The sequence below is a fragment of the Kitasatospora sp. NBC_00070 genome, from assembly GCF_045041205.1.
Lineage (GTDB): Bacteria > Actinomycetota > Actinomycetes > Streptomycetales > Streptomycetaceae > Kitasatospora.
Genome location: NZ_CP108247.1, coordinates 276,301 through 294,908 on the forward strand (window position 1 = coordinate 276,301; position 18,608 = coordinate 294,908).

At 70.2% G+C, this 18,608-nt stretch carries 14 protein-coding genes and 1 pseudogene; 6 read left to right on the forward strand and 9 right to left on the reverse strand.

Annotated elements, in window-relative coordinates:
- Positions 1-80 precede the first annotated feature (80 nt).
- On the reverse strand, positions 81-320 hold the full coding sequence (locus tag OHV05_RS01355) for a hypothetical protein (RefSeq protein WP_405015891.1): 240 nt from the start codon (positions 318-320) through the stop codon (positions 81-83).
- A 309-nt stretch (positions 321-629) separates the two neighbouring features.
- Between OHV05_RS01355 and OHV05_RS01360 the strand changes: the two genes are divergently transcribed.
- Positions 630-1,547 carry a DUF6891 domain-containing protein gene (locus OHV05_RS01360; RefSeq protein ID WP_405015892.1) on the forward strand — a complete coding sequence of 306 codons (918 nt, stop codon included), beginning with the start codon at positions 630-632 and terminating at the stop codon, positions 1,545-1,547.
- Between the two features lie 200 nt (positions 1,548-1,747).
- On the opposite strand, the gene OHV05_RS01365 is transcribed toward OHV05_RS01360, so the two are convergent.
- From OHV05_RS01365 to OHV05_RS01380, 4 genes and pseudogenes are all read right to left on the reverse strand, one after another.
- Positions 1,748-2,695, reverse strand: coding sequence for a hypothetical protein (locus OHV05_RS01365; protein WP_405015893.1), 948 nt, complete (start codon positions 2,693-2,695; stop codon positions 1,748-1,750).
- Between the two features lie 131 nt (positions 2,696-2,826).
- Positions 2,827-3,830, reverse strand: a pseudogene (locus OHV05_RS01370) (IS5 family transposase).
- Positions 3,831-3,903: 73 nt separating this feature from the next.
- Entirely contained in the window at positions 3,904-4,029 is a 126-nt protein-coding gene (locus OHV05_RS01375) for a hypothetical protein (RefSeq protein ID WP_405015894.1), read from the reverse strand.
- A gap of 878 nt (positions 4,030-4,907) precedes the next feature.
- Complete coding sequence (locus tag OHV05_RS01380; protein WP_405015895.1) at positions 4,908-5,423, reverse strand: hypothetical protein; 516 nt, start codon at positions 5,421-5,423, stop codon at positions 4,908-4,910.
- Between the two features lie 897 nt (positions 5,424-6,320).
- On the opposite strand from OHV05_RS01380, the gene OHV05_RS01385 reads away from it, so the two are divergent.
- The gene (locus OHV05_RS01385) at positions 6,321-7,760 is read left to right on the forward strand and encodes an RICIN domain-containing protein (RefSeq protein ID WP_405015896.1); all 1,440 of its coding nucleotides are present in this window, start codon (positions 6,321-6,323) and stop codon (positions 7,758-7,760) included.
- Between the two features lie 104 nt (positions 7,761-7,864).
- Here OHV05_RS01385 and OHV05_RS01390 read toward each other — a convergent pair whose 3' ends face one another.
- The 4 genes from OHV05_RS01390 to OHV05_RS01405 form a co-directional block, all read right to left on the reverse strand.
- Positions 7,865-8,926: a LacI family DNA-binding transcriptional regulator gene (locus OHV05_RS01390; RefSeq protein WP_405015897.1), complete on the reverse strand. Its 1,062-nt coding sequence runs from the start codon at positions 8,924-8,926 to the stop codon at positions 7,865-7,867.
- A gap of 247 nt (positions 8,927-9,173) precedes the next feature.
- Entirely contained in the window at positions 9,174-10,196 is a 1,023-nt protein-coding gene (locus OHV05_RS01395; protein WP_405015898.1) for an ABC transporter permease, read from the reverse strand.
- Positions 10,193-11,773, reverse strand: coding sequence for a sugar ABC transporter ATP-binding protein (locus tag OHV05_RS01400; RefSeq protein ID WP_405015899.1), 1,581 nt, complete (start codon positions 11,771-11,773; stop codon positions 10,193-10,195). The genes OHV05_RS01395 and OHV05_RS01400 overlap by 4 nt, the downstream gene beginning before the upstream one ends.
- 141 nt (positions 11,774-11,914) lie before the next feature.
- Positions 11,915-12,964, reverse strand: a complete 1,050-nt coding sequence (locus OHV05_RS01405) for a substrate-binding domain-containing protein (RefSeq protein WP_405015900.1) — start codon at positions 12,962-12,964, stop codon at positions 11,915-11,917.
- A 507-nt stretch (positions 12,965-13,471) separates the two neighbouring features.
- Here OHV05_RS01405 and OHV05_RS01410 point away from each other — a divergent pair.
- From OHV05_RS01410 to OHV05_RS01425, 4 genes are all read left to right on the forward strand, one after another.
- Positions 13,472-14,422 carry a carbohydrate ABC transporter permease gene (locus tag OHV05_RS01410; RefSeq protein ID WP_405015901.1) on the forward strand — a complete coding sequence of 317 codons (951 nt, stop codon included), beginning with the start codon at positions 13,472-13,474 and terminating at the stop codon, positions 14,420-14,422.
- Entirely contained in the window at positions 14,419-15,312 is an 894-nt protein-coding gene (locus tag OHV05_RS01415) for a carbohydrate ABC transporter permease (protein WP_405015902.1), read from the forward strand. Before OHV05_RS01410 ends, OHV05_RS01415 begins: the two co-directional genes overlap by 4 nt.
- Before the next feature lie 59 nt (positions 15,313-15,371).
- Positions 15,372-16,709: an ABC transporter substrate-binding protein gene (locus OHV05_RS01420; RefSeq protein WP_405015903.1), complete on the forward strand. Its 1,338-nt coding sequence runs from the start codon at positions 15,372-15,374 to the stop codon at positions 16,707-16,709.
- Between the two features lie 108 nt (positions 16,710-16,817).
- Positions 16,818-18,569 (forward strand): glycoside hydrolase family 35 protein, encoded by a 1,752-nt coding sequence (locus OHV05_RS01425; RefSeq protein ID WP_405015904.1) that lies wholly within the window; start codon positions 16,818-16,820, stop codon positions 18,567-18,569.
- Positions 18,570-18,608: the final 39 nt, after the last annotated feature.

An 18,608-nucleotide genomic window follows, 5' to 3' on the forward strand; every position in this document is an offset into this window, starting at 1 on the left:
CGGTACCGGTCCCCGCGCCACCCGCCGGGGACCGGCCGCCGCGAGGATCACCCGCTTCACCGCTTCACCGCTTCACCGCTTCACCGCCAGAGCGGACCGCTGCTCCCGTTCTCCGCGTCCTCGCAGGCCCTGATCCGCTGCTCGACGGCCTGCGCCTCCGCATACCGCCCCTGCGCCCGCAACTGCGCGGCCCGGGCGCCCATGGCGGCGACGTCACAGCTGACCGTCCCGCCCGCGGCCGTTGCCGGTGCGCCCCCGGCGAGCAGCGCGGCACCGCCGACGGCCACGGCCAGCGCAAGGGTCGACGCACGACGGATCACAGCTACTCCTCCGATGACCGGGTCCACCTCGCGCGGCCCACCCTCGAGTCGACCATCCCTCGGCACCCCCGCACCACGATCCACGCCGACCCGGACGGGTGAACGCCGCCGGTCCTGCACACCGCACCGAAGCCACTCGCCACATCACATGACCAGCCGACTCACCGGCGAATCCACCCCGACGTGGCGTGGCAGATGAACCACCATCCCGATACAACAGGACGAAACGCCGGGGTGGAACGCCCTCTCGGCGTCTCACCACCGCAGCCGGTGCACGGTGCCGTCAGGCAGGTGTGTCAGAGTCTGCGGATGCTCGAGATCATGGTGAAGACGGAGAACTGGGAGCGGCACGTCCGCGTGGCTGCCGAGGACTTGGCCGCGCTGGTCAGGCGCATCGGCACTGACGGCGACCGGTTCCTGGTCATCCAGCGGATACCCGACCTGCCGGACGTCTTCGCCCAGGTCTGGCACGAGTCCGGCGGCGACTACACGCTGGAGCACCGCGACGGCGCCGCCGACCGGCACTTCCAGGCGACGGCCGACGGCCCCTCGGCCGTGATCGCGGCGATGACCGGCTGGGCCGGCCGGCAGTCGGATTGGGACACCGGTCTGGCCTGGTCATCGGTGGACATGGGTCCCGCCAGTGAGGTGCCGCCGCTCGACCTCGACGAAAGCGACCGCGCGGAGTTGGAGAAGCGGGTCCGCGAAGTGCTGGCCGGCGGCTACGCCTCCCGTGCCGAACTCGCGGAGCTCGCCGAGGAGTACCTGGTCACGGCGGACCGCCGGCCCGTTTCGCGCGAGCAGGCAGCGGCGCTGGCCGACCGGCTCTGGCTGGAACGCGTCGCGGAACAGGCCCGCTGGCAGGGCGAAACCGACCCCGAACGGCTCTCCCGCGCATTCGCCACCCTGCAGCGGGCCGGCATCACCGCCCGCGAGAACTTCACCTGCTGCCGCAACTGCGGCCAGTCCGAGATCGGCGGCGAAGGCGGCCCCGACGCCCGGGGGTTCGTCTACTTCCACACGCAGTGCACGGACTCCGCCGCAGCGGGCCAGGGCTTGATGCTGCTCTACGGCGGCTTCGACGGCTCGTCCGCGACCACCGCAGCCATCGGCCACGAGGTCGTGGCCGCCCTCGAAGCGGTCGGCCTCCCTGTCGAGTGGGACCGCGACCCTGACCGGGCCATCACCGTCACGCCCCTGGACTGGCGTCGTCGCCTGGTCGGTTAGAGACCGTCTTCAGAGCTTTCGGCAGAGCGGATGTCCTGCTCTGCGCGGACATCTCACTCCCGCGCCTGCTCCCCGGGCGGCACTCCTCAGCATGAGACGGGCTGAGCCCATGCGCTGACGTGGCATCAGCCCGGCTCCTGGGAGGGAGCCGGGCCGGTGCCTCGGGGCAGGGGCCGGTTACTGCCGGAACCGGCCGGGGGTCAGGAGACGAGCTTGATGACCGCCTCGGCCGCGGCCTTGCCCGCCGCGGACACGATCGCCTTCACGACGTCGCCGAGGGCTCCCGTGACGCCGGCCGCGAGGGTATCGGTCCCCTGCAGGCTGGCCTGGAAGGTGCCGTTGAGGATGCCGTCCCATTTCTCGGTGATCTTCGGGTCGTTTCCGACGAACGTGAAGTCGTCGTTGCGGTCGGGGGTACCGAAGGGCAGGCCGGCCACGGTTCCTTCGGTGTGACCGGAGTGCTGGAAGGTGAACACGGTTCCGTCCGGCGTCAGGACGGCCGCAGTGATCGTGTAGTCGACGTTGTCGAACCCGCTGTCGTGGGCGTGCGTGCTGAACGAGAAGAAGCCGTCCTGCCGCATCACGACGTGTGCCGAGCCTCCGATGGCGATGTCGGTGGTGACGTCCTGGTCGAAGTTCTTGCTCGACGTGTCGTACCAGAAGTGGTCCTGGACGGAGGCGTCGCCCCCGACGAACCGGATCTCCATGCTGTTGGGGATCCGGGAGAGGGCGGCGACGCCACTGGTGACGGAGGCGCTGCCGGCGGGTGCGAGTTCGAATGCCTGCCAGTTGTTGCCCTCGTACCAGTAGCGGTCCTGGACGGAGCCGTTGGGCCCGACGAACCAGATCTCCATGCTGCCGGGGATCCGGGACACCGCCGCGATTCCGGTGTGGGTGGAGGCGCTGCCGGCGGGTGCGAGTTCGAAGCTCTGCCAGTTGTTGCCCTCGTACCAGTAGCGGTCCTGGACGGAGCCGTTGGGCCCGACGAACCACACCTCCATACTGCCCGGAATCCGGGACACCGCAGCAACACCACCGGTGGTCGCGGCACTGCCTGCAGGCGCGAGCTCGAAGCTCTGCCAGGGACTGCCCTCGTACCAATAACGGTCCTGCACCGAACCGTTCGCCCCGACGAACCACACCTCCATACTGCCGGGGATGCGGGAGAGGGCGGCGATACCGCCGTTGACCGAGGCACTGCCCGCGGGCGCGAGTTCATAGCGCTGCCACGGCGAGCCTTCGTACCAGTACGCCCCCTAGGGAGCGTATTTGGTTGTGATCAAGTGGAGCTTCGCGTGAGGTCCTTGATCCAGATAATCGAGGCGCGGAGGTGGAGGCCGGCGAGGTAGCTGCCCGGAGTCTTGTCGTAGCGGGTGGCGATGCCGCGCCACGCCTTCATCCTGTTGATCGCGCGCTCGACGGTGTTCCGCTCCTTGTAGAGGTCGGCGTCGTGGCTGACGGGGCGGCCGCCTCCGGAGCCCTTCTTCTTCCGGTTGGCGGCCTGGTCCTTCTTCTCCGGGATGACCGCCTTGATTCGGCGTTTACGCAGGTGGGCGCGGTTTCCGCGGGACGAGTAGGCCTTGTCCCCGGCGACCGCGTCCGGCCGGGTGCGGGGACGGCCGACGGGCCCGCGCACCCGCACCCTCTTCAGAACGGGGATGAACTGCGGGCTGTCCCCGGCCTGTCCGGCGGTCAGGACAAGTGCAAGCGGACGGCATCCGCGGTCCGCGGCGAGATGAATTTTGCTGGTGAGTCCGCCCCGGGACCTGCCGAGCAGGGCGGCCTTCAGTCGGAGTCCGTGCCGACGCCGGATGCGTCTTCGCTCCTCTCGCGCGGGATCGCTTTCGGCCTCCTGCCCGCTTTGTTCTTCGAGGCCGCCCCCTTTGACCTAGCCTTCTCCTCCTCGGCGGCGGCTTTCTCCAGGGCGGTGACGACGTCCCCGTCGAGGTGCATGCCGGCCGCGTCGTGGTGGGCCCGGGCGGTGGTGGAGTCGATGCTGACCAGGGACAGATCTACCTCACCGCGCTTCGCGGCTTCCGCGATCGTGCCCTCCAGCAGGGCCTCGAAGACCCCGGCGTTGCGCCACTGCCGGAAGCGGTTGTGGACGGTCGACCAGGCGCCGAACTCCGTCGGCATCTCCCGCCACTGCCCGCCCGTCTTGAACCGCCAGATCACACCCTCGAACTGCTGCCGCAGCCGCTCGGGGTACGGGCCGTACTCGCCGATCGGCAGGTACGGCTCGATGAACTCCCACTCATCATCAGTCAGTTGAACTCGCGTCACGCAAGACGGTCTACCGGACCGGGCCGTGCCACGAAGGCACATCCCACAGATTGATCACGACTCGATACGCTCCCTAGACGGAGCCGTTCGAGGCGACCCACCAGACCTCCATGCTGCCGTCGATCCGGGAGACCGCCGCGAGTCGGCTCGACGGGTCCGAGGTGCCGGTCGAGGACAGCGTGAATTGGTTCCAACCCATCTGGGATCCTCCAGTACTTCACTGTTGGAACACACGGGCCGGGAGGGCCCCGGCTCATGGAGTGGGTCGTCGTCGACGACCCGGATCGCCTGAGCTGCCGGACGGTGTCACCGGCCGAGTGCTCAACGCGTGCTCCTACGTTAGGAATCCGCGATGCCCGGTGGCATGAGGTCGTGGTCCCGGGTACGTCCCGGGATCTGTGGACCAGCCGGGAGCCCCCGCCATGGGACAGGCGGGCAGACCTGGATCCGCCGCTGTCCTGCTCAACTCCAGCTTGGCGTCGGCATCCGGGCGATGCTGCGGGAGCGGTCGGTCCGGTGCTGGGGCCGTGAGGGTTCACTGGATCGGTGAAGTGCCTTGTGCTTGTGGTCGAGGAGTACCGCCGCCACTGGAAGCGGGAGACGGAGCGGCGCTGCCAGCGTGTCTCAACGCGCGGGCGCGTTCGTGGCGTTGGGCGGCGAGCAGTCCGCCGCTGATCCACAGGGCGGGATTCATGGGAGGTGTCCTTGCACGGTGCCGGCTCGGGGCCAGGGCCGGCTCCTGGCCCCGCCGGTCGTGTGGCGGGCGGTTGGCCGGCCGTGCCGGCCGGTGCCGTGCCAGGGCAAGCCTTGCCGGGAACGGCACCGGGTCGCCAGGTCGCAACCACGCGGCGCTGTCGCTCCTGACCGACCAGGCCCGACACCACACCTGCGGACGCGGTCACTCAATCGTGTTCTCATCCCGGACGGCTCCCCACCCGGTCGGTCCTTCCCCACGAGGCTGCACGGGCAGGTGCATGGACACCGGCGGCAGAAGGGCCACGAGATGGGAACGAAGCGGGGTGATCACTCCCTCGGTCGGCCACCCGACTTCGACCCGCGAGTCCTACCGGGCCAGCGTCAGGGGTCCTGGCGGCCGTAGCGTGCTCGGTTCCATGCCACTTTCCCGGCAGTGAGTGATGACGAGATGCTGTTCACGTCGCCGACAAGTCGGTTGCCGCGCCGCCCGGACCGCCCGCACCCGCGTTCCCGGAAAGCCATGACGGACACCTGTGAGGCGGGCTGCCAGTGCAGGGTGAAGGCCGGGGCCTCGGCGTCCGGGACGTCCTCCAGACAGACGCCGCGGTTCACCAGCAACCGCTGCAGCTTGTCGAAGCGCAGGTGCCGGTCGAAACGGCCGTACCGCTCACGGATCGCCTTGTTGACCAGGTGGTCGCCCCGGTATGCGAGGCGATGCACCTGAAGGGTGAAGTGATGCCCCTCCCACGGGTGGTCGGGCGATTCACGGACCCAGAAGAACTCGACCAGTCCGTAGTCGCGCCACATGCTGTGGACGTAGCGGGAGTTCTCGTCGAAGTCACCGCCCAGGATCTCGGTGACCTGGTCGGGACTGTCGGTCGGCTTGGCGCCGAGCACCGTGCCGGAGGTGACCGCGTCCACGTAGAACGCGAGGGAATGCGGAGTCAGTTGCTCTCTCCTTGACTGTGTTGAGGTGGCAGGGAGCGGCCGCCCGGCATGAGGTGGCACGCCCACCGCGAAGATCCGCCGGACCGACCCTACGCCCGGTTGCGGAGGTGGGTGATCGTCACGACGCCGCCAGGGCGCTGGGCAGGGGTGTATCCGGAGGATCTCGGCATGGCCGGGACAGTAGACGTCCGGGCCGGCAATCCGCATCCGCATTTGGCCGACGACCCGGCCGCTGCCGTACGTCCTGCTGATCCGGGGTCAGGCCCGAGCTGATTCGTCGAAGCGGCCGGGTGTGTGCAGGACCTCGCCGGGGTCGGTGCCGCCGTACTCTCCACGCTGTTCCGCGCCCGGCCCGCCGGCAAGGACGGGTTTCCCACCTTTCCGGCCGCCGGCGGGCCCGGCCGGCAGATCGCCCACGATGCGCGACCGGACCGTGCCGAAGGCAGTCCCGTGTTTTGCCGAATCCCTTGACACCACCGGGTCCTCACTCCGAGACTCTCGGTCGACCGCTTGTTTGCGTCAACATGCTTGGACGGGCAGACCGTCGCGACAAGCGGTCACCTCCCGGCCGTCCGCCTGACCCACCAGGCCGGAGACCGGGGTGCACGGAAGTCGGGCAACCCCGGGCCACCGAGGGTTCCCACCCCAACTGCCCATCACATTCTCGTACTTGACGGCACGAGAGCGAGCAACAAGCCTCCCCCACCCACGATGCCTGCGCGTTCCACGGAGCTGGATCCGGAGGGTCCTCCGCCGCACCCCGGGCCCACCCACGGCCCCGGCGTGTTTGCGCGGCCAGGACCGACCCGTACCGGCGCTCGCATCGGAGAACGAAGGTCTGAAGAGATGCCGCGATTGAGAACGATTGTGCTCGGCGCCCTGCTGGCGCTGTTCCTCCCCCTCCTGCAAGGCTTCGGCACCGCGCAGGCGGCCACGGTGACCATTACCAACGGCACCCAGTTCACCGACACCGCCGGGAACCCGGTCCACGCGCACGGCGCCGGCGTCATCAAGGTCGGCCAGTACTACTACTGGTTCGGCGAGAACCGCAACGCCGACAACACCTTCAAGTACGTCTCCGCGTACCGCTCCACCGACCTCAGGACCTGGGAGTTCCGCAACAACGTCCTGACCCAGGCCGCGGCCCCGGAGCTCGGCTACGCGATCGTCGAGCGGCCCAAGGTCATGTACAACGCCGCGACCGGCAAGTTCGTCATGTGGATGCACAAGGAGTACGGCGCGCACTACGGCGAGGCCCGGGCGGCGGTCGCGGTCTCCGACACCGTCGACGGCGACTACACCTGGCAGGGGAGCTTCCGGCCGCTGGGCGAGATGTCGCGTGACATCACCACCTTCGTGGACGACGACGGCACCGGGTACATGATCTCGGCCGCCAACGAGAACGCCGACCTGCACATCTACCGGCTCACCGCCGACTACACCGGGATCGACGCCCAGGTGCAGAGTCTGTGGGTGGGTCAGTCCCGCGAGGCGCCGGCCCTGTTCAAGCGCAACGGGGTCTACTTCCTGCTGACCTCCGGCGCCCAGGGGTGGTCGCCCAACCAGCAGAAGTACGGCACCGCTTCCAGCATCACCGGGTCCTGGAGCGGCCTGCAGGACATCGGCGACGGGATCACCTACTGGAGCCAGACCGCCTTCGTCCTGCCGGTGCAGGGCACCGGCGGCACCGGCTACCTGTACCTGGGCGACCGCTGGGGCAACTCCATGGGCGGGACGGTCAACGACTCCCAGTACGTCTGGCTGCCCCTCACCTTCCCCACCGACACCACGATGAGCATGGGCTACTCGCCCCGGATCACCGTGAACACGGCCACAGGCACGGTCGCCGGCATGAACGTCACCTGGGAGAGCCTGACGGGACGTCAGAGCGGCAAGTGCGCCGACATCGCGAACTACTCCTCCGCTCCCTCCGCCCAACTCATCCAGTGGGACTGCGGCAACGGCGCCAACCAGGACTTCTGGATCAGGAACCTCGGCACCGGCTACGTCCAGCTCATGGCCCGGCACAGCGGCAACTGCCTCGACGTCGCCGGTGCCTCGACCGTGGACGGCGCGCTCGTGGTCCAGAACGCCTGCGGCGACCAGACCTCCCAGCAGTGGCAGGTCCAGAAGGTCAGCGGGGCCACCGGCTACGTCCGCCTGATCGCCCGGCACAGCGGCAAGTGCCTGGACGTCACCAACCAGTCCACCGCCAACGGCACCGCGCTGGAGCAGTGGACCTGCGGCAGCGGCACCAACCAGCAGTGGCGGCGGACCGCAGCCTGACCCGCCCCCGCCCCCGCCGACGCCCCTTCACCGCTGCCCACGGCTGCCCGGTGGAGGGGCGTCGCGCTGACGGTGCGCCGCCCCTCAGGAGCGGTGCACCGTCCTCATCCCCGGAGGTGGGCCGGCGGGTGGGTCGAGCTCGACCTGACGACCAGTTCGGGTGTCACGGAGATGGGCCGGGTCGCCGGACGCTCCCCGGCGGGCGAGTCGATCTGGTCGAGGAGCAGCCCGACGCACTGGCGGCCCACCTCCTCGAAGTCCTGCCGCACCGTGCTCAGCGGGGGCGCGAAGTAGGCCGACTCGGGCACGTCGTCGAAGCCGACGACGCTGACGTCCTCCGGCACCCTGCGCCCGGCCTCGCGCAGCGCCAGCATCAGGCCCAGGGCCATGTGGTCGTTGGCGGCGAACACGGCGGTGACGTCGGGACGGGCGGCCAGCGTCCGGCCGATCCGGTAGCCGGACGCGGCGGTCCAGTCGCCGAGTTCCAGCTTGGGGACGGGGGCTCCCGCGTCCTTCAGTGCGGTGTGCCAGGCGGCCGCACGGCGGCGGGCGGCGTAGGAGTCCTGGGGGCCGCCGATGTGCCAGACCGTACGGTGGCCGAGGTCGAGCAGGTGCCGGGTCGCGGCCGTCGCGCCGGCCGCCTGGTCGGTGTCCACCGAGTGGAACCGCCGCTCGGGATCGCCGTCGGCCACCACCACCGGGACGCCCGAGCTGACGTTGAAGCCGCGCCGGTCGAGGATCTGCGCCTCGACGACGATCAGACCGTCGACCGCCTGGTCGGTGAGCTGCCGGACGGCCTGCTGGACGGCGTCCTCGGTCTGCTCCTCCGCGCACACCACGTTCACCGAGTACCCGGACGCCTGGGCGGCGTGCGAGATGGCGGCCAGCGTCCGGGCGTTGCCCTGGGCCGCGATGTCGAAGGCGACCACACCGAGCACGTGGAAGCGCCCCAGGGTGAGGGCGCGGGCGGCGCTGTTGCGCTGGTAGCCGAGCATCCGCATCGCCGAAAGGACGCGTTCGCGGGTTTCGGGTTCGACGTTGGAGCGGTGGTTGGCCACGCGCGACACGGTCTGGGACGAGACACCGGCGAGAGCGGCGACGTCGGCCTGGGAGGGCGGGCGCTGCCTGCTGCGGGTGGTGGCGCCGGGCGTCGCGCTTGGGTCCATGCCGGTCCTTCCTCACGTGTCTGCGTGAACATGGTAGCGGGGCGGCACGCGATACCCGAAGGCGGGTCTGCACAGCACAGCAGGCTGCCGGTTGTCCTACCCGCGCGGGGCGTGGACAACCGGCAGCCTGTGGTGGTTCGGCCGACCCTCGGCGGCCGAACCACCGGCCCGTCCCGCCGCGAACCAGAGCCGCCACATCCGTGGGGCGGCCCTCGACGCGACTCGGCGGCGGGACGGAGTACGGGGGTCAGACGGGCAGTCCGACGGCGCGTTCGCCGCTGCGGCGTTGCTGGATGACGACGGCGACGACCAGGAGGGCGCCTTGGGCGACGTTCTGCCAGAAGGAGTTGATGCCCTGGACGGTGAGGCCGTTCTCGAGGGCGCCGAGCAGGGCGACGGCGAGCAGGGTGCCGCCGATGCCGCCCTTGCCGCCCTTGAGGGCGCAGCCGCCGAGGGCGGCGGCGGTGATGGCCTTGAGTTCGAGTCCTTCGCTGCCGGAGACGGGCTGGCCGGAGCCGGTGCGGGCGGTGAGCAGGATGCCGGCGACGGCAGCGACGACGCCGATCAGGGCGTAGACGGAGACCAGGTACTTGTTGATGTTGATGCCGGCCAACCGGGCGGCGGTGTCGTTGCCGCCGATCGCGTAGACGTTGCGGCCGATGTCGGTGTACTTCAGCAGCAGGTGCACGGCGACCGCGACCAGGATGAGGATCCACACCATGACTGGGAGTCCCGCGATCTTGCCCCGGCCCAGGAAGACGAACAGGTCGTCGTTGAGGACGTAGCCCTGGGCGCGGCCGTCGGAGAGGAGCTGGGCGACGCCCTTGTAGGCGGCGAGGCCGGCCAAGGTGGCGATGGTCGGGTTGACCCTCCCGTAGACGATCACCAGACCGTTGAGGACCCCCACCACCAGGCCCACGCCGACGGCGGCGGCCATGCCCACCAGGGCGTTGGAGCCCGCCGAGGTGAACGCCATCGCGGAGACCACGGAGGCGATGCCCGCCTGCGAGCCGACCGAGATGTCGAGCCCACCACAGATGATCACCACCGTCTGGACCACGGCCAGCAGACCGGTGATGGTGGCAGCCTCCGCGATGACCTGCAGGTTCGACAGGCTCAGGAAGTTGTCGTTCAGGAACCCGAACAGCGCCAGCACGACGGCCAACGCGCCGATCAGACTCAGGTTCTGCCCACCGACGGCGGCGAGGAAGGGGCGCTTGGCACCGGTGGGCCTGCCCGCTACGGCCGGGGACGGCGTGGTGGTGGTCATGAGGTGGCTCCAGGGGCTGAGATGGTCGCGGTGGGGTCGGCGACGAGGTCGTCCGCCATGGCGAGGGCGAGGATCGCTTCTTCGGATGCCTCGGTACGGTCGAGTTCGCCGGTGATCCGGCCGCCCTGCATCACGACGATCCGGTCGGCGAGGCCGAGGACCTCGGGGAGTTCGGAGGAGATCACCAGCAGGGCGACGCCTTCCTGCGCGAGGTCGGCGATGATCTGGTAGATCTCCGCCTTCGCGCCGACGTCGATGCCCCGGGTCGGCTCGTCCAGGATCAGCACCTTCGGCCTGCGGGCCAGCCAGCGCGCAAGCACGACCTTCTGCTGGTTGCCGCCCGACAGCTTGCGCACCTCCTGCTCGATCGAGGGTGCCCGCACCCGCAGCCGGTCGGTGTACTCCTGCGCCAACTCCCGCTCGGCGCCCTGCCGGACGAACCGGAAGCGTCGCAGGCGCTCCAGCACGACGGTCGAGATGTTGTCCCGGATCGAGCGGTGCAGGAACAGCGCCTGCGCCTTCCGCTCCTCGGGTGCGAGTCCGAGTCCGGCCCGGATCACGGCGCCCGGCTTGCCGGAGGGCAGGAGCGCGCCGTCGAGGGTGACGGTCCCGCTGTGGATGGGCAGGTCCCCGGCCAGCGCCAGGGCCAACTCCGAACGTCCGGCGCCGATCAGACCGGCCAGGCCCACCACCTCGCCGGCCCGGATCTGCAGGTCGATGTCGCGGACGTGATCGGTCGTCACACCCCGGACGTCCAGGATCAGCCGGTCGGTGGCGGCGTTCTCGCGGACGAACAGCGTGGAGAGGTCCCGGCCGACCATCAGCCGCACCAACTCACCCTCGCCGGTGCCGGCGGCGTCCTGCACACCGACCAGCGCTCCGTCACGCAACACCGCGATCCGGTCGGCGAGTTGGAAGATCTCCTGCATCCGGTGCGAGACGTAGACGATCGCGATGCCCTGGTCGCGCAGGCCGCGGATCAGGGCGAACAGCGCGGCCACCTCGTGCTCCGACAGCGAGGACGTCGGCTCGTCGAACGCGATCACCCGCGCCTTGCCCGTGACGGCCCGCATGATCTCCACCAACTGCCGCTGTGCCGGTGTGAGTTGACTGCCCAGCAGCGTGGGGTCGAGCACCCCGGCGAAGCCGAGCCGGTCGAGGTCCGCCGTCACCCGGCGGTGCAGCTCGGCCCGGTCGAGCAGCCGCCCGGCCCGCCGGGGCAGGGCGCCCGCGTAGACGTTCTCGGCGACCGAGACGTGCGGGATGATCTCCGGCTCCTGCGGAATGATCCGAATTCCCGCTGCCCTGGCCCGGGTTGGCGAGGACAGGTCCAGCCGTACGCCGTCGAGTTCGACGTGTCCCTCGGTCGGCTGGTGGTCCCCGGTGAGGATCTTCAGCAGGGTGGACTTGCCGGCGCCGTTCTCCCCCATCAGGGCGGTCACCTGACCGGCCGGGAACTCCAGACTCACACCACGCAGGGCCTGCACCGCACCGAAGCGCTTGGTGACTCCCACGACGGCGGCCGTGCCGGTCGGCGGCCGGGGCCCTGGGCTGGACGGACCGTACGCTGCAGTCATGACAGATCACCTCAAGGGGGGTGGTTCGGGAAGGACGCCGAAGGAGTGGGGTGCCGCCTCCGGCCCGGCTGCGGGGGCATCCGGGGCCGGAGGCGGCCGGAGCCGGCCCCGGTCGGGGCGGTCGGGGCCGGCCGGTTCGGGTCAGGCGCAGGTCACGCCCGCGCTCTTCCAGGTGGCGGCGTCGACCATGGTGGTCGGGGCGAACGCCTCGGCGGGGAAGTCCTTGCCGTTCTTCAGCCGGTCGTACATGGTCTGCACCGCCAGGGCGCCGACGTCCCGGCCGTTGATGAACAGCGCCGCCTTCATCCCCGAGGGCTTGCCGCCGCTCCAGTTCTTGCAGGCCAGATAGGCACCGAGACCGACGCCGATCACGTCGTCCGCGCCGATGCCGGCGTTCTGCAGGGCCGTGACGCCGCCCTGCACGTTCTCGTCGTTGCAGCCCCAGACCACCCAGTGCTTCACCCCGGCGTTGGCGGTCACCGTCGCGGCGATCTTGTCCTGGGCACCGGTGGGGGTGTTGTCGGTGGCCACGTCGATGGTCTGAACTCCCGCGCCCACGGCGGAGTTGAAGGCGTCCTTGGCCGCCTTCACCCGGTCGCCGCACACCGTCACGTCCTGCTTCCAGGCGGAGACGATCCGGGTGTCGGCCGCGCTCCAGCCGGCCTTCTTGTACTCCTCGGCCGCCCGCTTGCCGACCTCGCCGCCCATCTGCTGCCCGCTGAAGCCGATCCGCGGGATCAGGTTCTCCTTGGCGCACGCGGCCGGGTCGGGGCCCGCCGAACAGATCTGGTCGTCGGAGGTGAGCAGCGCCACCTTGGCGTCCTTCGCCAGCTGCACGACCTGCGGGCCGACCGCCGGGTCCGGGACGACGACGATCACGCCGTTGGTTTTCTGCGCGACGGCCGACTGGACCTCGCTGATCGTCTTGTTGGCGTCGTTGCCCAGGTTGACCACCTTGAGATCGACGCCCAGCTCGGCCGCCTTGGCCTTCGCACCGGCCGCCTCTCCGACGAAGTACTCCTGGTCGCCCTGCTTCTGAAGGTACGTCAGCGAAATCCTGCCGCTGACCGGTTCGACAGACGCGCCCGCGTCCGACCCGGCGGTCCGGCCGGTCGAGCAGGCGGTGCTCAGACCGAGCGTCAGCAGGAGACCGGCGGCGGCGACAGCCCGGCTGCCATGGTTACGGATCATCGAAAAGCTCCTAAGCACGTGCGCCGACACGGGGCGCACGACGAGGGGGAAGGAGAGGGGGCCACGGAGGCCGGGCAGCCGGGCCGGGCCAGGGGGCCGGGCGTCACGGCAGATGAAACCAGCAAGAACGATCAGAAATCAACACGTTCAAACGCGGTGCAAGCAATGTCGCCCGCCACCCGGGGCCGCGTCAAGCCGGTGAACCGACCGATACCCGGCCGTAACCTGGGCCGCCGAGGTCAACTCGCCGATGGCGAGCCGACTTTGAAGCCCCTCCTGAGCCCACCCGTACCCCCGCCACCAGGGGCTCCGAGCTGGGCCGATGCCCCGTTCGGGCATCCTTCGCCGGCCTCGGGGACGGCTCTCCCGAGGCGCCCCGTGTGACAGGGCCGTTTCATCACGAAGACGCATCACGCCGTCACCGCCCCTTGACTGGCCCACCGTCAGCGGTCGAGACTCAGCGCCAGCTTCATGTTGGCGTAAACATCAGCCGTGAAGGGCACTACCGTGAGCACGTCGCAACCCTCGGCCCCGGCCACTCCGGTCCGACCGACAGGTCGGTCCCGCCGCGCATCCCGTACCAACCGGCTCGGTCACGGGTCCTTCGGCTACGTCTTCTTCGCACCGTTCCTGGTCGTCTTCGTGATCGGCATCGCGGCACCCCTGGTCTACGCCGCCTACCTGAGCTTCTTTCAGGACCGGCTGGTCGGCGGGAACGTGTTCGTCGGATTCGACAACTACACCCGGGCGTTGGGGGACGAACTGTTCCGGGCTGGCCTCTGGCGGGTCACCCTGTTCCTGCTGGTCCAGGTCCCGGTGATGCTCGCCCTCGCCCTGCTGGCGGCCCTGGCGATCGACAGCGGCCGGCTGCGCTGGCCGGCCCTGTTCCGGATCGGGATCTTCGTCCCGTACGCCGTCCCGGCCGTCGTGGCGTCCCTGATGTGGGGTTACCTCTACGGCGACCGCTTCGGACTGATCCGCCAGCTCGGCGACGCACTGCACACCGACGTACCCAGGCTGCTCAGCGACTCGTGGCTGCTGACGTCCATCGGCAACATCGTGACCTGGGAGTACGTCGGCTACAACATGCTGATCCTGTACGCGGCGCTGCGCACCGTGCCGCACGAGCTGTACGAGGCCGCCGAGGTGGACGGGGCCGGCGAGTTCCGCAAGGCGTGGAGCATCAAACTCCCCGCCCTGCGACCGGCCCTGGCGCTGGCCACGGTCTTCTCGATCATCGGGACGTTCCAGCTCTTCAACGAGCCCAACGTGCTGCAGTCGCTGGCCCCGGACGTGATCTCCACCAGCTACACGCCCAACATGTACGCCTTCAACCTGGCCTTCAACGGCCAGCAGTTCAACTACTCGGCGGCCGTCGCCGTGGTCCTGGGCGGGGTGACCGCCGTGGTCGCCTACGCCGTCCAGGCCCGGTCGATGCGGAAGGAACAGAGCCTGTGAGCGCGAACACCCCCGTCGGCCGCCGACCGCGCGCCCGCCGATCGAGCACCGCGCTCACCCTGGCCATGGGCCTGATGCTGCTCTACGCGCTGCTGCCGCTGTTCTGGCTGGCGATGTCGAGCACCAAGGACGCGGGCTCGCTCACCAGCAGCTTCGGGCTCTGGTTCGGCAAGGGCTTCCACCTCTTCGACAACATCGGGGCCGTCCTCACCTTCGACGACGGCATCTACCTCCGGTGGTTCGCCAACACCCTGCTCTACGCGGTGGTCGGAGCGGGCGGAGCCGCCTTCGTCGCCACGGCGGCCGGGTACGCGCTGGCGAAGTACCGCTTCCGCGGCCGGAACCTACTGGCCGCCCTGGTGCTCGGCGCCATCGCCGTCCCCGGCACCGCGCTGGCGGTCCCCACCTACCTGCTGTTCAGCGAGATCGGCATCGTCGACACCCCCTGGGCGGTCCTGCTGCCCTCCCTGGTCAGCCCGTTCGGCGTCTACCTGATGCGGGTGTACGCCATCGGGGCCGTCCCGGACTCGATGCTGGAGGCCGCCCGCATCGACGGGTCGGGCGAGATCAGGACCTTCTTCACCATCTCGCTGCGCCTGCTCGCCCCCGGCTTCGTCACGGTGCTGCTGTTCTCCCTGGTGGCGACCTGGAACAACTACTTCCTGCCGCTGATCGTCCTCAGCGATCCCGAGTGGTTCCCGCTCACCGTCGGCCTCAACCAGTGGAACTCGCTGGCCACCGGCGCGGCCGGCAGCGGCGCCACCACCACCGGCTTCTACCCCCTGGTGGTCACCGGCAGCGTGCTGGCGATCATCCCCCTCGTCGTCGCCTTCCTGTTCCTCCAGCGCTTCTGGCAGTCCGGCCTGGCCGCCGGAAGCGTCAAGGAGTAACCCCCGTTCGGTTCCCCATCCGGCTCCCTCCCCCGCGATCCCAGCAAGGAAGTCACGCCATGACCCGTGCATCCGTCCCCTCGCGCCGCAGACTGCTGGCCCTCGTGCCGGCCGCCGCGCTGGTCCTCGGCCTCACCGCCTGCGGTTCGGGCGCCACCGGCTCCGGTACCACCGACCCGGCCACCGCCCTGAACACCCCCACCACGCTGACCTTCTGGACCTGGGCGCCGAACCTCGACAAGACGGTGGCGCTGTTCGAGCAGAAGTACCCGAAGATCAAGGTCGACATCGTCAACGCCGGCCAGTCGGCGACCGAGTACACCAAGCTCCAGACCGCCATCAAGGCGGGCAACGGCGGCCCCGACGTCGCCCAGATCGAGTACTTCGCCCTCCCCGAGTTCGCGATGTCCAAGCGGCTGGTCAACCTGAAGGAGTACGGCGCGGCCGACCTCCAGGCCAAGTTCGCGCCGTCGGCCTGGTCGCAGGTCACCGTCGGCGACGGCATCTACGCCGTCCCGCAGGACACCGGTCCGATGGCGATGTTCTACAACAAGAAGCTCCTCGACCAGCTCGGCATCGAACCGCCGAAGACCTGGGCCGAGTTCGAGGCCGCCGCCGTCAAGATCAAGGCGTCGGACCCGAAGCGCTTCATCACCTCCTTCGACCCGGGCGACGCGGGCGGGATGGACAGCCTGCTCTGGCAGGCCGGCAGCCGCCCCTTCCAGCAGAAGGACGCCACCTCGGTCTCGGTCGGCCTGCAGGACCCGGCCGCCAGGAAGGTCGCCGACCTGTGGACCTCCCTGATCGGCCGCAAGCTCGTCGACCCCGCACCGGGGTGGACCAACGAGTGGTGGCAGTCCATGGGCAGCGGCCAGTACGCCATGTGGATCACCGGTGCCTGGGCCCCCGGCAACATCGTCTCCACCATTCCCGACACCGCCGGGGACTGGCGGGCCGCGCCGGTGCCCCAGTGGACCGCCGGTGAGAACGTCTCCTCGGAGAACGGCGGCTCCGCCGTCGCGGTGCCCAGCACCAGCAAGAACAAGACCGCCGCCGCGGCCTTCGCGATCTGGCTCAACTCCGACCCGGAGGCCGCCCGTTCGCTCTCCGAGCACGGCCTCTTCCCCGCCACCACCAAGCTGCTGAGCGACCCCGCCTTCCTGGAGAAGCCGCTGGCCTCCCTCGGCGGCCAGCCCGCCAACCAGGTCTTCGCCGCCTCCTCGGCGAGCGTCGGCAAGGGCTGGCAGTACCTCCCCTACCAGGTCTACGCCAACTCGGTGTTCAAGGACACCGTCGGCCAGAGCCTGGCCACCGACGCCAACGCCGGTCTGAGCGCCTGGCAGAAGCGCATCGCCGACTACGGCACCCAGCAGGGCTTCAAGGTCGCCACACCGTGACCCCGTGGCCGGGGCCGACGCCGGGACACGCTCCCGCGCCGGCCCCGGCCCGTCACCCCCTGCCCCCGAGCGCAGGCGAACACCCACTCCCCCAGGAGCAGCCGCACCATGCCCGTCCTGCAGATCACCGACGAGGGATTCCGCCTCGACGACGAGCCGTTCCGGATCATCTCCGGCGGCCTGCACTACTTCCGCGTCCACCCGTCACACTGGGCCGACCGCCTGCGCAAGGCCCGCCTGATGGGGCTCAACACGGTCGAGACCTACGTGCCGTGGAACCTCCACCAGCCCCGCCCCGACGAGTTCCGGCTGGACGGCGGGCTGGACCTGCCGGCCTTCCTCGACCTGGCCGCCGCCGAAGGGCTGCACGTGCTGCTGCGCCCCGGCCCGTACATCTGCGCGGAGTGGGAGGGCGGCGGTCTGCCGTCCTGGCTGCTCGCCGACCCCGACATCCTGTTGCGCAGTCAGGACCCGCGCTATCTCGCCGCGGTGGACGCCTACTTCGAGCGTCTGCTGCCCCCGCTGAGCCGCCACCTGGCGACCAACGGCGGCCCGGTCATCGCCGTGCAGGTGGAGAACGAGTACGGAGCCCACGACGGCGACCCCGCCCACCTGGTCCACCTCGCGGAACTGCTGCGCCGGTGCGGCGTCGACGTCCCGCTGTTCACCTGCGACCAGCCCGCCGACCTCGCGCGGGGCTCGCTGCCCGGTGTCCTCGCCACCGCCAACTTCGGCAGCCGCTCCACCCAGGGTCTCGCCGCCCTGCGCGCCCACCGGCCGAACGGGCCGTTGATGTGCACCGAGTTCTGGATCGGCTGGTTCGACCGCTGGGGCGGCCGCCACGTGGTCCGCGACCCCGCCCAGGCCGCCGAGGAGTTGGACACCCTGCTGTCCACCGGTGCGTCGGTCAACCTCTACATGTTCCACGGCGGCACCAGCTTCGGCTTCACCAACGGCGCCAACGACAAACACACCTACCGGCCGACCGTCGGCTCCTACGACTACGACGCCCCGCTCGACGAGGCCGGCGACCCGACGGCGAAGTACCAGGCGTTCCGCCAGGTGATCGCCAAGTACGCGCCCGTCCCGGCGGAGCCGGTACCCGCCCGCGCCGCCAGGACCGGATCGGCTGCGGTCCCGCTCACCACCAGCGCACCGCTGCTCGCCAACCTGCCGACCCTCGGCGAGGCCGTGCACGCCGAACGACCGCTCACCATGGAGCAGTTGGGGCAGGACTTCGGCTTCGTCCTGTACCGGACCACCCTGCCGAACCCCGGTCCTGCCCTGCTCGAAGTGGGAGCGGTCCACGACCGCGCCCAGGTCTTCGTCGACGGCCAGCCGATCGGCGTTCTCGAACGCGAGAGCCACGAGCGGTCCCTCGCCTTCACCGTGCCCCGGGCGGGCGCCGTCCTGAGCGTCCTGGTGGAGAACCAGGGCCGCGTCAACTACGGGCCCGGCATGCACGACCGCAAGGGACTGCTCGGCCTGGTCCTGCTCGACGGCACCGAACTCACCGGCTGGAGCAGCCTGCCACTCCCGCTGACCTCCCTCGACGGTCTCGCCTTCGCCGAGACCGCCACCGCCCCGGTGGGCCCGACGTTCCACCGCGGCACCGTACGGATCGACGAGGTCGCCGACACCTTCGTCCACCTGCCCGGCTGGACCAAGGGCAACGTCTGGATCAACGGGTTCCACCTCGGCCGCCACTGGTCCCGGGGCCCGCAGCGCTCGCTCTACGTGCCCGGCCCCGTCCTGCACCCGGGGTCGAACGAGATCACCGTGCTGGAGCTGCACGCCGCCCACCGCGCACTCACCGTCGAGCTGCGCGAGACACCCGACCTCGGCCCGACCGAGGAGTAGCCCCTGCGTCGGGTCACCGGCTGCGGACCGTACCCGCAG